The organism is Tessaracoccus luoxuelianae (assembly GCF_055326245.1).
In genome coordinates this window covers 104,673-119,072 of sequence record NZ_JBUZNO010000007.1, presented here as the reverse complement: position 1 = coordinate 119,072, position 14,400 = coordinate 104,673, and the positions used below count along the sequence as shown (strand labels likewise).

Genomic DNA, 14,400 nt, shown 5'->3' with positions numbered 1-14,400 from the left:
GTGGGAGCATGCGCGCAGTGATCGTGGAGACCCCCGGAGACGTCGACGCCCTCACCCTCGGTGAGGTCCCCACCCCCACCCCTGGTCCGGGAGAGGTGCTGGTGCGCACCGTCGCCTCCGGCGTCAACCGAGCCGACGTGCTGCAACGTCAGGGACACTATCCCCCGCCGCCCGGCGAGAGCGACATCATCGGGCTCGAGGCCTCGGGCGTCGTCGAGGCGGTCGGCGAGGGTGTCGAGCGCTGGAGGCCGGGCGACGAGGTGGTGGGCCTGCTGGCCGGCGGTGGCTACGCCGAGTACTTCGTGGCCCCGGCGGGCCAGCTCATCGCGCCACCGCCGGGCGTGGATCTGGTGTCCGCTGCCGGGGTGTTGGAGGTGGCGGCGACGGTGCTGTCCAACCTCCGCGAGGGGAGGCTGCGGGACGGAGAGGTATTCCTGGTGCACGGCGGCGCCGGAGGGATCGGCACGTTCGCCACCCAGTACGCGAAGGCCCTCGGGGCCACCGTCGTGGCCACTGCCGGGAGCCCGGCCAAACTCGAGCACTGTCTCGCGCACGGCGCCGACTACGCGCTCGACTATCACGACGACTGGGTGGCGGCCCTCAAGGCGGCCACAAAGGGCGCCGACGTGATCCTGGACATCATCGGGGCCAAGTACCTCGAGGCCAACGTCTCGTCGTTGAGGAAGAGGGGAAGGATCGTGGTGATCGGACTCCAGGGCGGGGTGAAGGGCACCCTCAACCTGGGCGCGATGCTGAGCAAGCAGGCCACCATCACCGCCACCTCGCTCCGGTTCCGCCCAGCCGAGGAAAAGGCGGAAATCTGCGCCGCCGTCGAGGCCGAGGTGTGGCCGATGCTCGCCGACGGCCGCATCCGGCTCTCACCCGAGACGCGGATCCCGTTCGACGAGGTGTGCCGGGCGCACGAGCAGCTGACCGGCGGCGACAACCTAGGGAAGATCGTCCTGGTGCACTGACTTTCGGGCCACAACCCACCCCCGTCGGCGGCGGTGAACCTCAACCTTCGCCTCACCTTCCGGGTGACGGATCTACGCGGCGGCAGATTGAATGACCACCATGCCTTCCCCGCGCATCCTCCTGAGAGTGCTGCTTGCCGTGGCACTTGCGGCCACGCTCCTGCCCATCGCCAAGCCCGCGGCCGCTTTGGACGCAGCCACGTTTGTTGCGAAGACCTCGGCCTGGGCTCAGGCCGAGGAGCGAGAGTACGGGGTGCCGGCGTCGGTGGCGATGGCGCAGGCGATCCTCGAGTCCGGCTGGGGGGAGTCTTCGCTGACGAAGAATGCGAAGAACTGGTTCGGCATCAAGTGCTCGTCAACGGTGAGCCCGCATCAGAACGGGTGCTACGCCGTCAGCACCACCGAGTACAACTCCAGCGGCACTGCATACACCACGACCGCGCAGTTCCGGAAGTACGACACCGACCAGAACTCGTTCATCGACCACGGCTACTTCCTGAGCAGGTTGACCCGATACGCCAAGGCGTTTAGCTACACCAACAACCCGGACCGCTTCATCGTTGAGGTGCACCTGGGCGGCTACGCGACTGATCCGCAGTACGCCAACAAGGTGATCAACCTGATGGTCAAGTACAACCTGTACCAATACAACGTGACCGCCCCCGCCACAGGCGCCAGCGAACTGGTGATCCGTCCGCAGACCCAGGCCAAGGTGGGCGCGACGGCGTACGTCACCGGCCTACTCAGCCCCGGCGGAGGAGGTCGTGAGATCCTCACGCAGGCCTACACCCCCTCCGGGTGGTCGACGGACCAGAGGGTCACCTCGGGCACCCGCGGCCAGTTCTCGATCCCGCTCACCTTCGGCACCAACACCGTGGGCAGTACCCGCTACCGGGTGCAGGCGGCCTCGGCCGCGGGGACGCTGACCAGCGCGGAGTTCACGGTGGACCGCCTCGGCACGATCACGGTGCAGCCTGTGGCCGGTGTGCTGGTGGGCCAGACCGCCCGCCTGAAGGGCAACGCCGCCGGATACGGCGGCCGCACGGTCACGTCTCAGGTGCTGGTGAGCGGCGCCTGGCAGAACCACACGACGGGCACCGTCAACAGCGACGGGAGCTTCGACCTCCCACTGACCTATGGCCAGTCAACGGCCGGAACCCGCAGCTTCCGGGCGCGGCTCACCACAGCGGGCGGAGTGGTTCTCAGCTCCCCTCAGGTGTCGGCAACGTGGTCCGTGCCCGTGACGGCCGGACCGGACCGATTTGGGACGTCAGCCGCGGTGTCCCAGGCAGTATTCGCACCAGGCGCTCCCGTGGCGTACGTGGCCAGCGGAATCAACTTTCCCGACGCACTGTCAGGATCAGCAGCGGCCGCCACCCTCGGCGGCCCTCTCCTCCTCACACGCCCCGACACACTCCCAGACGTCATCGCCACAGAACTCCAGCGCCTCAAGCCTCAACGCATCGTCATCCTCGGCGGCCCAGCAGCAATCAACCCCGCCATCGACCAACAGCTCACTGCCCTCACAGCCGGCCAGGTGACCCGTCTCGCCGGAGCCGACCGATTCTCAACGTCCGCCGCAGTGTCCCAGGCAGTATTCGCACCAGGCGCTCCCGTGGCGTACGTGGCCAGCGGAATCAACTTTCCCGACGCACTGTCAGGATCAGCAGCGGCCGCCACCCTCGGCGGCCCTCTCCTCCTCGTACGCCCCGACACGATCCCAGACGTCATCGCCACAGAACTCCAGCGCCTCAAGCCTCAACGAATCGTCATCCTCGGCGGCCCCGCAGCCATCAACCCGAGCGTGGCCGAGCAGCTGTGGAATTACCGGGTGGGTTAATTAGCAGCCCGAGTCGACCCCGCAGCTGCGGGTTCAGCCACCGGCATACTCCTCCTCCGAAGGAAGCTGCAGCGTCTGCGTTCGAGCCATAGCGGTGCTTGTCGAGTATCGAGACTGGTATAGGTCCATCCAATCTGCTGCCGCTGCTTCGTCAGCTTCAGAGGCCCACACCCGACCGTGTGCCCAGGAGTACGCATTCTCCTCAACCCAGGTGATCTGTTGCGGCACTGAGCGCCAGCCCACCGAATGCCGCCCGATCAGTGGGTAGTCCTCTTTGTAGCCGGCGGCTGCAAAGGTGACCCTGGCCGGCAGGGCGCTCAACGCAGCACCGACAGGAGTCACCACGGGGCTTGTCCCGAGCGCTTCTGGACGATCCTGATACAGCGGAGACTGGTAGAACACGCAATCCTCCACCCCGTGCGCGTCACAGAGATCCCGAAGTCCGTGGCCCAGACGAAAGTGGCTTGGGTGCGCGTCCAGCCAACTCATGCTTCGGTAACGCGACATCGCTCCAGCGCTGGACACGACATTGGCCATCGCTCTGCGCACCACCTCGTCGACGTCAGACGACTCCTCGTCCACGTAGAGAAAATGGACGTTCCCGACCGGGACTCCCAGCCGTTCTGCAGATGTGAGTAGTTCGGCATTTCGGGAGGCAGAGATCTGTTCGTCACTCAGACACCGATCCAGTTGCGTGCAGAGGGTCTCCTTGACCCTCGTCGTTGTCCCGGGGTACATCACGAACAGATGGACACGCAGACCTCCGTTGATGTCACGGCCTATTCCGCCGGACATGGAAATCAGCTCATCATCCTGGTGCGGTACGAAATAGAAGGCCTCGTCACCAGGGCTGCCGCTGGGAACGATGTTCGGCAACTTCGCCGCGGCGGGGTTGACCCCAGCGCGAACAGCCGAAGTGCCGCACGGCATCGGTTGGCTGGTCACAGCCGACGGCCCGCCAAGGTAGAAGAGGTGCGCCGGCGTGAGGGCTGCGAGAGCAGATGCGGTATACGGAGACGCACATCCATCAGAGCTGAGGAGGATAGGGGCGCCGTAGGCATGCGCCAAGGTCGTCCCGCTCAACCCGTCAGGAAATGCGTTGGCAGACGCAATGAGCACGGTGTCGGCCTGCTCGAAAAATCTACTGGCAACCTGTGCCGCGGTGTCGTACCGATTGACCCCCCCGATCCTCAGAACCGTGGCCCCGGACACCTGCTGGATCTCGCTGGCTACGGCGTCGCTGATGGCGCTGGAACTACCCAGGAGGATGACCTCTGTTGGGGCAAGCCTTCGGAGGGCCTCAGCGCTCGCCGATGGGAGGCTCAGTCTACGCGCGAGCAGCAAAGGGGCACCCAACTCTGCCGCGAGGGGTCCGCCAGCAAGTGCATCCGCATAGACCTCCCCTGAAGCAACGACTACTCGCGAAGACGTGGAGATGGAGCCCGCAACGCTCGCCGCAGTTGCGTAGCGGTCAACCCCCTCGATCCTGGTAACAGGCGCGACTGCGGCGAGCTGCGCTTCCACCTCTGGCGACACAGCCGTGGGGCCGCCCACGATCACGATTTCCTCCGGGGCCAATCGGCCCAGCTCGAGTTCAACCGCTTCGGGAAGCGAATCCCGGCGTGTAAGAAGCATTCGGGAACCCGTTCCAGCCGCCATGGGACCAGAACTAAGGGCATCGGGAAAGTTCTCTCCCGTGGTCACGATGACGCGGCGGCCGTCCCCGGTGGGCAGCCACCGCGCCACGTTGGCGGCGGTGCCGTAACGATCGACTCCTCCAATTCGCTGCTCCGGCGTGCGTTGGATGACAGCGGGCATCACAGCGACAGGATCATCCACCGCTCCGTCGTCAGCGGCTGCTGGCAGCGACATTAGCACCGCCTGTAGCGCACAGCCCAGCACCAAGGAACCTGCCCTTAAGAACGTCATCCCAGCCCCTCTTTGCGCCAACCCCTCGTTGGATCATCACCCTACAGTGCAGCTGCTCCACCCCATGCAGGAGCTAACCTGTGGGAATGCACCAGCCAGACGCACAGGCGAGGCGTGCCTCTGCCGCTCCCTCAACCACGCGGCCTCTGAGGCGCGTCAACCTCCGCGTGCTGTCGGTTCTCCGGAATTTCTCACTCGCGTCCACGTTCACGTGGAACCACATGGTGGACGATCCCGTTGTCCTGGTGGTCCAGGCAAGTGAGACGTTCCCGCGTAGGATCATCCAGCCGCTTGCGCGAGCGACTCAGCGACTGCTGCCGTCGCCTGCGTCACGACTGGGCGCGCTGGCAGCGGCAATCAGCGGGGACAAGCCTGATCTTCATCGGAGAATAACCGCAGCGATCGCGCGCGAGGCGCGCCCGCGCACGCTTGCTCGATTGGCCGACATGGCGCTGGCCGTCCACGAACGCGAATGGGCGACCAGTGCATTCGCCGCCATACCAGAGAGCAAGTACAACCTCAAGCTGGTCCAGTCCGTCGCGTCGAGGATGGCTGCGTATGACGGGGATATTGACGGGGCCGTCAGGTGGGCCCGGAGATATGGCGCCGCCAGCAGTGTGGCTCGGAGATTCACTGGCCGACTCGACCTGCTGAGCGGTCGAGAGATCAAGATCAAGGCAGGTGGCGAATACAAGCCCATCAACAACCGAGTATTACATGTGCTGACAAACTCGCTGCCGCACTCGCCAAGCGGCTATCCACAGCGCACGCACTCGATCCTGCTCGCCCTTCGCGAAGCGGGATGGGACGTCATGGCTGTAACACGAATCGCATACCCGGTTCAAGTGGGAAAGCTGACGGCTCGCGACATCGACATCATCGATGGGATCGAATACCACCGCATCCTTCCATGGCGTGTCGCCGGGGATGATTTCGAGGCTCGGCAGCAGCAGGCGGAGGAGATGCGCGCGATCGTGCACCAGTTCCGGCCTGCGATCCTGCATACCACCACCCCGTTCCACAACGCCGCGCCAGTCAAAGCAGTCGCAGAAGCCTACGGAATACCGTGGATCTATGAAGTCAGGGGGCAGCAAGCCGACACCTGGGTTGCGAAGCACGGAGAGACGTCTGAGGGTTCGCAATACCACCGGCTGTTCCACGAGCGGGAAGCCGCCGCTGCGCGGGCCGCTGACGCGGTGGTCACGCTCGGCGAGGAGATGCGACGGACTCTCCTCGACTCAGGCGTCGATCCGGAGACCATTACGCTGTGCCCCAACGCAGTGGGGCAGGCTTTCCTCGAATCGCCGCTGACGAAGCGGGCAGCACGATCACGCCTGGGATTGGATCCTGATCTCACCTACATCGGCGCGGTCTCGTCGCTCGTCGGGTACGAAGGACACGACGATCTTCTTCGAGCGTTCGCTCTCCTTCAGGGGGACTTCCCCACCTTGAGGCTATTGCTCGTCGGAGATGGGGTGCAGGGACCGTACCTTCATCAACTGGCAAGGCAGCTGGAGATCGAAGGACGATGCCTGTTCCCGGGTCGGGTGCCACGTGACCAGGCAGTGCTCTGGCATCAGTCCCTCGACGTCTTCACGGTCCCGCGGAAGGACCTGGAGGTCACCCGGAAAGTGACGCCATTAAAGCCCGTCGAGGCCTCAGCAGCAGCACGCCCCGTCGTAGCAAGCCGGCTTCCCGCGCTGCAGGAGCTAGTGAAGGAGAATGAGACCGGACTGTTCTGCGCCCCGGACGACCCCCAATCACTGGCTGAGGCGCTCCGGCACCTTCTTGCGGACCCCGAACTGGCTGACCGTCTGGGGCGCCAGGGCCGGGACTGGGTACTGTCCGAAAGGACTTGGCGGAGCAACGCTGAACGTTACGGGCACGTCTACCGGTCTCTTGGAGCGAGTCCAGCCTAAGGTCGCTGGTATGATCGCGTGTGCTCGGCGCACCATTTGGGCGCGCACAGCACCTAGACTGACGCCCGCGTCCAAGCGTCCAAGCTAAAGGAAGTTGATTGTGCCTCAGACTCAGCACCCCAAAGTTGTCGTCGTAGGCCTCGGGTACATCGGCCTGCCCACCGCTGCCATCCTGGCACACAAGGGCGTCGAGGTAGTCGGCGTCGACGTCAACGAGAGGACCGTCAACGCTGTGAACGCGGGAACGGTCCCCTTCGTTGAACCAGATCTCGCGGGCTACGTGGCAGAAGGTGTTCAGTCCGGGAGGCTGCGTGCCGCACTGACCCCCGAAAAGGCCGACGTGTTCGTCATCGCAGTCCCCACCCCTTTCAAGGAGGATCGCTCCGCTGACCTGAGCTACGTTGAAGCTGCCGCGACGGCCATCGCAACCCAGTTGACCGGTTCAGAACTGGTGATTCTGGAGTCGACGTCGCCACCTGGGACGACGGAGTTCATGGCGCAGGTCATCGTCAACTCCCGGCCCGATCTCTCCGGCGCACGGCTGCTTTTCGCCCATTGCCCCGAACGCGTCCTCCCTGGCCGCGTCATGGTGGAACTCGTAGAGAACGACCGGATCGTCGGAGGCCTCACGCCGGAGGCGGCTGAGGCAGCGAAGGCCCTCTACAGGCTCTTCTGCAAGGGACAGATCCTCACCACGACGGCGGTCACCGCAGAACTGGCCAAGCTGGTCGAGAACTCCTATCGCGATGTCAACATCGCTTTCGCGAACGAGCTCTCGCTCATTGCTGAGCAGTTGAACGTCGACGTGTGGGAGCTCATAGAGTTGGCCAACCATCACCCCCGGGTGAATATTCTTCAGCCGGGCCCGGGCGTTGGTGGCCATTGCATCGCTGTGGACCCATGGTTCATTATCGCCAGCGCACCTGCCCAGGCGAAGTTGATCCGTTCTGCCCGCGAGGTCAATGACGGAAAGTCCGAGCACGTGACCGCCCAGATCGCACGGAACGTGAACGACCATGCGCTTCATTCTGTCGCCCTGCTCGGCTTGGCCTTCAAGCCTGATATCGACGACCTGCGTGAATCTCCAGCCGTGGAGATAGCAGTCAGAGTCGCGGCCCAGTTGCCCGATACTCGATTCCTCATCGCTGAACCTCACATCCAGCAGCTCCCAGCCTCCTTGAGCGACCAGCGCAATGTCACGCTAACCACCGCCGAAGCGGCCATCGATGAGGCCGAACTCGTGGTTGTTCTGGTCGATCACAGCGACTTCAGAGCGCTCGACAAGAACCTTGTCACTGAGAAACGAATCATCGACACGCGCGGGCTGTTCCGATAAGGCCGCGTAGATGCGAGTGACCCTGAGACGGCTACTGACGAGATTACGAGACCAGACCCGCAGCGTGACCCTCGCGATCCTGCTGCTTGCAACCGGGATGGCGCTGCTGTTGATCGAACTCGCTAGATCGGATCTCTGGTTCGCGGCAGCAGGGACTATACCGCTGACGGTTGTCGCTGGATTTGTAATTCACAAACTCGGCAGAACGAGCGCCCTCACGTCCCGGGTCATGAAGAGTCTTCGCAGGACAGACGGCTACCCGAGCGCTCCGGCACTTGGCGCAGCCATACCAACACACACCGGCGAGGAACTGCGAATCATCGGGGCCTACACCCCGAAGGCACACCTGACATCACGGCTGGCAGGCAGACAGGCGGCTGCCGTTGAGCGTGACCCTCAGGCTTCAGCCCGACTGTTCGCGGCCACCCACGGGATGGGCGCAGCACTCGCGCCACCTCATCGGGGGCGAGTGATAGCGCTCATTGGCCCAAAGTCGACGGCGGACCGGCTCAGCGAGCACTGTCACGTAGTCATGCTGCACCCGAGCTTGTCACAGGCGGAGCTCAGCTACCACCTACCCAGCGCGGTTGTCATTGATGAGACAGCCAACTCCGAAGGCCCCTGGGCGACCGCCCTCGAGCCCGTTGGAGCAGTTCTTTTCGAAGAGATCGCCGAAGTCGTGGAGTGGGCGGCGAAGCGAAGCATGACGGTGCACGTTGTACCCGGTGGCGGTACCAGTCCTCTCGGGTCAACCGTCCTTCGCTCACTGCGGACGCACATTGTCGCGCTCCCGGAAGACTCGAAGGAAGGGGGCGCCTCGGGAGTCATGCAGGCCCTGACCACTCTCGTTGGCGAACGTCGTGAAGGGGTTCACACATGACTCGACAGATTGTCTTGTACGGTGACGTTGACCTCAACGTGATCGACGGGTCTGCGGTATGGCTGGTGTCGCTCGCGGAGACAATCGCTCGCACCGACTCACATGTTCATGTGCAGCTCAAGGCGCCGGTGGTCACCGATCGCCTGTTGCGACGGCTGAGGCTGTTGCCGAACGTTACTGTGCACGAGGCAAGAGTCCCTCTGGGCGAGACGATGATTCCGAGTGAGCATGCCCCCAAGATCGTCGGGGATCTGGCGCGTCGGACAGACGCGGGCATCGTCATCCTGCGCGGCAGCAGGCTCAACAGAGCGGCCGCTGACGAACCAACACTCGAAGGCAAGGTCTGGGCCTACATCACGGATTATCATGTCCCGGCAACTCCCCGGCAGAGACAGCTGATTGATTACGTCGGACAGAGGGCTCGCCGCTTCTTCGCGCAGACCCCCGAAGCTCGCGCCTATCTGGAGGCTGTGATTCCAAGCCTGGCCGGGAAGACGCTCCTGATGAACCCTGTTGTCCCTGACGATTTCTTTGTCGACATCGAGCAGGATCAACACGACGAGGTGCCCGAACTGCTGCGGCTCGTATATTCGGGCAAACTGCACCCTGACTGGCACACGGATTCCATATTCGAGCTCCCCAGATGGCTGCGTGAGTCGGGGGTCAATGCCACTCTCGACGTCGTCGGGGACAAGGTACAGGCAAGGCCGGGCGAGCCTGAGTGGGCCACGACGATGGCAGCCCTCCTCAAGAGCCCTCCAGCGGGAGTCAACGTTCTCGGCGGCAAGTCACGAGAGGATGCCGTGGCCGTGGTGACGAACGCTGACATTGGGCTGAGTTGGCGCTCTCCAGCTCTCGACGGGAGCGTCGAAGTCTCGACGAAAATGCTGGAGTATGCGGCGGCCGGTACTCCTCCGCTAATCAACCGCACAGCGGCGCACGAGGCGATCTTCGGAAGCGACTACCCCCTCTTTGTCGACACTCAGGATCCGACGGCGGTGGCAAGTACTATCGCCGATGCAGTACCACTCCTTTCGGAGGCTAGACGACAGGCACACAAGGCCGTCACCTGGTACTCCGGTGCAGCCACCGCCACCCGGCTTGAATCATACTTTCGACGTGTAGAACCGGATTACACTGCGCATCCGCCGAGCCAGAAGTCCACGGTCCTCGTGGCCAGCCACGACCTCAAGTTCGCCGGCGATCTTCTCGAGATGCTGAAATCCCGCGTGGACATCGATCTCGCCGTGGACCCGTGGGAGACGCTGCACAAGCACGATGCGAGACGCTCTGCACAGCTGCTGCGCGGCGCCCACACAATCATCTGCGAGTGGGCCGGTCCCAACGCCGCGTGGTACTCCCAGCACAAAGACGTTCGCCAACGACTCGTCGTACGGTTACATGGCTTCGAGGTAAGGAATAGAGCTCCTTGGCTTCGAGACATCAACATCACGAACATTGACGCCATCGTCACCGTGTCGGACTATATGAAAAGCCAGATCGTGGAAGTCACAGGATGGCCTGCAGACAAGATCGTGGTCATCCCGAATACAATCGACACCGAAGACCTCGATCGGCCAAAACACACAGATGCCCGTTTCCGTCTTGGCATCGTGGGCATTGTGCCTCGCCTCAAGCGCCTTGACCGTGCCATCGATCTCGTGGAGAGTCTCGTCGAGAGCGATCCCCGGTACTCGTTGCACGTGAAAGGCCGAATGCCTTGGGAGTATCCACACATCTGGGGTCAACCCAAACAGCAGGAGTATTTCCTCGGCCTCTTTGACCGGATCGGGTCGTCGCGGCTGGCGGAGCATGTGGTGTTCGAACCATTCGGTGCGGACATGGCGAATTGGCTGACCAAGATGGGGTGGATTCTCTCCCCGTCTGACGAGGAGAGTTTCCACTTGGCTCCCGCCGAAGGAATGGCGAGCGGTGCGCTGCCAGTGGTGTGGGCACGACCAGGGGCCGCAGAGGTCTTCGGCTCGGACTTCTTGGTGGATTCAACTCCGGCCGCCGCTGAGTTGATCATGAGCCTGCGTGCGGAGGATGTCTACGCCGACGCCACGGATCGCGCACGCGACATTGTGGCACCCTACGATATCCAGCACACCAATCATGCCTGGATGGAAGTCCTGAGAGGGTGACCAGCCATCCCCGGTTGCCCGGTGGGGCCCAGCACTGTGGGCCCAGCAACGAACCAACCGCGCGGGACGCTCGGTGCGCTCTACCGGCTGCCCAGGACGGCCGCCTCGAGGCGGTGGTAAACGGTGCGCTCGGATAGGCTTGCCTGCACATAAGAACGGGCTTGAGTCGCGCGTTGCTCCCACGCACTCGAGTCACGGGATTCTCGGAGGATCTGGGACCTCATGTCCTCGACGCCGGTCGTGACCCACGCCTTGGGGTAAAGCTCGTCCACTCCCCTCCATGGGAGCGACAGAGGAACACAACCATGAGCCGCGCCATCCGGGAGCGTGTAGTGGAAGGACTCAAAGTCGCTGGTTGAGAGCGCGAACCCGATCTGAGCCCAGAACGTCGACAAGTCCGGCTCGAACGGGCTCAAGATCACTCCGCCGCGCAGGGCCGACTCGTGATCAATCCGGGCGAACTGCTCTGAAAAGTACCGCTGCTCGGACGTCCGGTTCTTCAACCATTCATGCTCCCCCGGAAGTTTCCCTTTGAGAATCAGCCGGTACCTCGGATCATCGACGCGCAAACCCGCGAGGATGTCGAGTGCCAAGTCAAGTCGCTTTCGTGCAGGCGCCAGGCCGACCAATCCCAGCGTGAACCGGCGAACATCAGTGTGCGTTGCGGTTGTGTCAGGCACACGCACCGAATTGGGTACAGCAACGACCAGCTGTTCGGGCAAGCCGAAGTTCCTGCAGACGATGCGCTTCATATATGGACCCACCACGATCAACGCATCTGGGTGCTTCATCCGGTGCAGATACTCCCCGTTGATCTCCTGCAGATGAAGTCGCACTGCCAGCCGAGTCTGGGGCATTCGATGATGGGAATACCACACGGCGTTACCGAGTGCCCACTCACATAGCACGGCGTCCGCATCTGCCAGCATACTTTCGCTCCGGGACACGTCGTGGCGGTTGTGTCCCGCCCATTGGTCCACCAGAACCCGGTGACCACAGCTAGCCAGATAGGCGATGAAGCCCTGCGCGAACTTGAGGTCATGGCCTGCAATCAGAACCGTGCGCGGCCGCTCAACAGACCTGATTGCGGCGACTGAAGCCGATGCAGGGCAATCGCCCAAGAGGGCCAGTCTGGATTCCGCCGCCCGCCGGCTCAGCATTGCCCGGGATATGGGTACTTCAAGCTCGTGCAGGGCGAGCCTGGGAATGCCAAGCCGCTCCCCCAGATCAGTCCCCACTGTGAACGAGCAACACCCCGCTAGCACCTCGAGCTGTCCAGCATCAAGGCCTTCGATCCATGGGTGCTCAAGGTCAAGTGACACCAGAGGCGTGCGCACGCCGTCGAGCTCGATGGCCGACGGAATGGTGACGCCTCTGGTGATCGCGTATATACGAGCCCCTCCCCCAAGCCATCGGACGAGCGGATCCCAAGGCGGAGCGGGTTCCCCCCAGGCAAGCCGACCCTCTGGCCAGATTGCGCCCGGTGGTGCAACATGGAACGCCCGCCGCAGAACCCCACTGACTCCCCAACGAGCAGAGGCGCCTACTCGACCGAATCGCTCGCAGAGCCGTCGCAGCCGGTACATGACGGCAGAGCGCAGCTTTCCGAGACGGCCAAGCACACTCAGCCCCGCACCCAGGCCACCTCGGTACGGACGAGGGCAGCCTGCTTCTCCTCGCGCAGTAGCCGAGCGCTGCGTTCCCTCTTCCGACCGCGATGGATCGCATACGTGGAATACGCTTCGGTCACCTCTTGGACGTCACCATCCATGATCAGATCGCCCTGCTCCAACCAGATCGCTCGCGTGCACATGTCACGGATGGTCTCCATCGAGTGGCTGACCAGCAGCACACAGCCGGCCTGTGCTCGCAACTCATCGACTCGACCCCGCGTGCGGTCTCTGAACTGGGCATCACCAGTGTTGAGCGCCTCATCGATGATCAGGATGTCAGGGTCAAGGGCTGTGGCAATTGCAAACTGCAGACGGGCCGCCATACCGGACGAGTACGACCGCAGCGGGAGATGGATATGGTCTGCCAGACCCGACAAATCGAGGATCATTGCCCTACGCTCACGGACCTGCTCCCGTGTCATGCCCATTGCCAGACACCCCAGCAGGATGTTCTCATCGCCGGTAAGGGAGGGCTGCAGAGCAGCATTGACCCCAAGCAGGATAGGAGTCGAGGTGGCCATGATTCGCCCCTGCGTCGGCTGAATCTGACCTGAGACAACCTTCATCAGGGTTGACTTGCCTGAGCCGTTGGTGCCTATGACACCTACGCTCTCACCGTGCCGGATGACGAGGCTAAGCGGGTGAAGAGCCTTGATCGCCTCATGATGAGTGCGGGATGCGCTCCGGATCCGAGCCATCAAGCCTCGGGGCTCTTCCTTCAGCTGATTCGTCCGCACGTGGTACGTCACCGCCACCTGGTCCACAACCAGCGACGGTGTTGGGAGAGCACTGTCAGTCATCATTCCTCTCCGTACGCCTCTTCACCAAACCAGAAGTAGAGCAGACCCACTGCTGCGACGCCCACCGCCGAAACCGTTGCCACGGTCCAACTGAGCCACCCTGCGGGTCCACCGTAGAGAAGCCCTTCCCTAGCGATGTCGAGGAAGGCATATGCTGGGTTGAGTTGCATGATCAGATAGATTGTCGCATTGCTTTCGAAGCGGGAGATTGAGAAGAAGACAGCCGACAGATACATCCAGATCCTGAGGGCGAAACTGATCAGATGCGTATAGTCATTGCGATGCGACACCAACCTGGACAAGATGAACGACACCCCCACATTGAAGGTGAACTGCACAACGGTCAACGGAATGAGCACCAACCACCAGACAGTAACGGGTTCCAGGGGAGGAATGAGCAGGACCAGTATCGCCATGACGATGTAGGTGGGCACCGTCTGCAACAGCTCGCGCACATTCGAGGCGATGGGGAGTGTTGCACGGGGGAAGCTGAACGCCCGAAGCAGAGATTTTCCAGAGGTGATGGCTCGGGAACCCGACATGATCGAGGCGGATGTGAACCGGAAGACGAAAACTCCGACGATGAGATAGGCGATGAAATTCGGTACACCTCGTCCCGTTCCCAGGAGCACTCCAAAGATGAGGTAGTACGTCAACCCGTTGAGAATCGGATTGATGATGATCCAGGCCAACCCCAACGAATCGTCGTAGTTGCCCGCCGAAACACGGGCTCTGGAGTCATACCAGATGAATCTGCGAAAGTGCCACAATTGACGTAGATACTCAATCATCCCCGGACGAGCACCGATGCGAACCAGACCAGCATCACTGATCTCTTGACGGCCTACAGAGGAGCTACGCGCTGCTTCATCAGCCACGGTCGGTCACCACCTTCAACGAAGCGG

General features: G+C 62.8%; 10 protein-coding genes. 6 read left to right on the top strand and 4 right to left on the bottom strand.

The window, feature by feature from the left end:
* The first annotated feature begins 8 nt into the window (after nucleotides 1-8).
* Together ACZK39_RS11800 and ACZK39_RS11795 are read left to right on the top strand one after the other, a co-directional pair.
* Nucleotides 9-974, top strand: a complete 966-nt coding sequence (locus tag ACZK39_RS11800; RefSeq protein WP_463613398.1) for an NAD(P)H-quinone oxidoreductase — start codon at nucleotides 9-11, stop codon at nucleotides 972-974.
* Between the two features lie 100 nt (nucleotides 975-1,074).
* Nucleotides 1,075-2,814 carry a cell wall-binding repeat-containing protein gene (locus tag ACZK39_RS11795; RefSeq protein WP_463613397.1) on the top strand — a complete coding sequence of 580 codons (1,740 nt, stop codon included), beginning with the start codon at nucleotides 1,075-1,077 and terminating at the stop codon, nucleotides 2,812-2,814.
* A gap of 33 nt (nucleotides 2,815-2,847) precedes the next feature.
* On the opposite strand, the gene ACZK39_RS11790 is transcribed toward ACZK39_RS11795, so the two are convergent.
* Nucleotides 2,848-4,743 carry a cell wall-binding repeat-containing protein gene (locus ACZK39_RS11790; RefSeq protein WP_463613396.1) on the bottom strand — a complete coding sequence of 632 codons (1,896 nt, stop codon included), beginning with the start codon at nucleotides 4,741-4,743 and terminating at the stop codon, nucleotides 2,848-2,850.
* An 86-nt stretch (nucleotides 4,744-4,829) separates the two neighbouring features.
* Between ACZK39_RS11790 and ACZK39_RS11785 the strand changes: the two genes are divergently transcribed.
* The 4 genes from ACZK39_RS11785 to ACZK39_RS11770 all read left to right on the top strand — a co-directional run bounded on the left by ACZK39_RS11785 (nucleotide 4,830) and on the right by ACZK39_RS11770 (nucleotide 11,022).
* A complete protein-coding gene (locus ACZK39_RS11785) occupies nucleotides 4,830-6,662 on the top strand; it encodes a glycosyltransferase family 4 protein (protein WP_463613395.1) in 1,833 nt (610 codons plus the stop codon).
* Nucleotides 6,663-6,762: 100 nt separating this feature from the next.
* Nucleotides 6,763-7,998, top strand: a complete 1,236-nt coding sequence (wecC, locus tag ACZK39_RS11780; RefSeq protein ID WP_463613394.1) for a UDP-N-acetyl-D-mannosamine dehydrogenase — start codon at nucleotides 6,763-6,765, stop codon at nucleotides 7,996-7,998.
* A gap of 64 nt (nucleotides 7,999-8,062) precedes the next feature.
* Nucleotides 8,063-8,878, top strand: coding sequence for a hypothetical protein (locus ACZK39_RS11775; protein WP_463613393.1), 816 nt, complete (start codon nucleotides 8,063-8,065; stop codon nucleotides 8,876-8,878).
* On the top strand, nucleotides 8,875-11,022 hold the full coding sequence (locus ACZK39_RS11770) for a glycosyltransferase (RefSeq protein ID WP_463613392.1): 2,148 nt from the start codon (nucleotides 8,875-8,877) through the stop codon (nucleotides 11,020-11,022). Before ACZK39_RS11775 ends, ACZK39_RS11770 begins: the two co-directional genes overlap by 4 nt.
* Before the next feature lie 80 nt (nucleotides 11,023-11,102).
* Here ACZK39_RS11770 and ACZK39_RS11765 read toward each other — a convergent pair whose 3' ends face one another.
* The 3 genes from ACZK39_RS11765 to ACZK39_RS11755 all read right to left on the bottom strand — a co-directional run bounded on the left by ACZK39_RS11765 (nucleotide 11,103) and on the right by ACZK39_RS11755 (nucleotide 14,373).
* Nucleotides 11,103-12,359, bottom strand: a complete 1,257-nt coding sequence (locus tag ACZK39_RS11765) for a glycosyltransferase family protein (protein ID WP_463613391.1) — start codon at nucleotides 12,357-12,359, stop codon at nucleotides 11,103-11,105.
* A gap of 287 nt (nucleotides 12,360-12,646) precedes the next feature.
* On the bottom strand, nucleotides 12,647-13,495 hold the full coding sequence (locus ACZK39_RS11760; protein ID WP_463613390.1) for an ABC transporter ATP-binding protein: 849 nt from the start codon (nucleotides 13,493-13,495) through the stop codon (nucleotides 12,647-12,649).
* The gene (locus ACZK39_RS11755; protein ID WP_463613389.1) at nucleotides 13,495-14,373 is read right to left on the bottom strand and encodes an ABC transporter permease; all 879 of its coding nucleotides are present in this window, start codon (nucleotides 14,371-14,373) and stop codon (nucleotides 13,495-13,497) included. Before ACZK39_RS11755 ends, ACZK39_RS11760 begins: the two co-directional genes overlap by 1 nt.
* Nucleotides 14,374-14,400 lie beyond the last annotated feature (27 nt).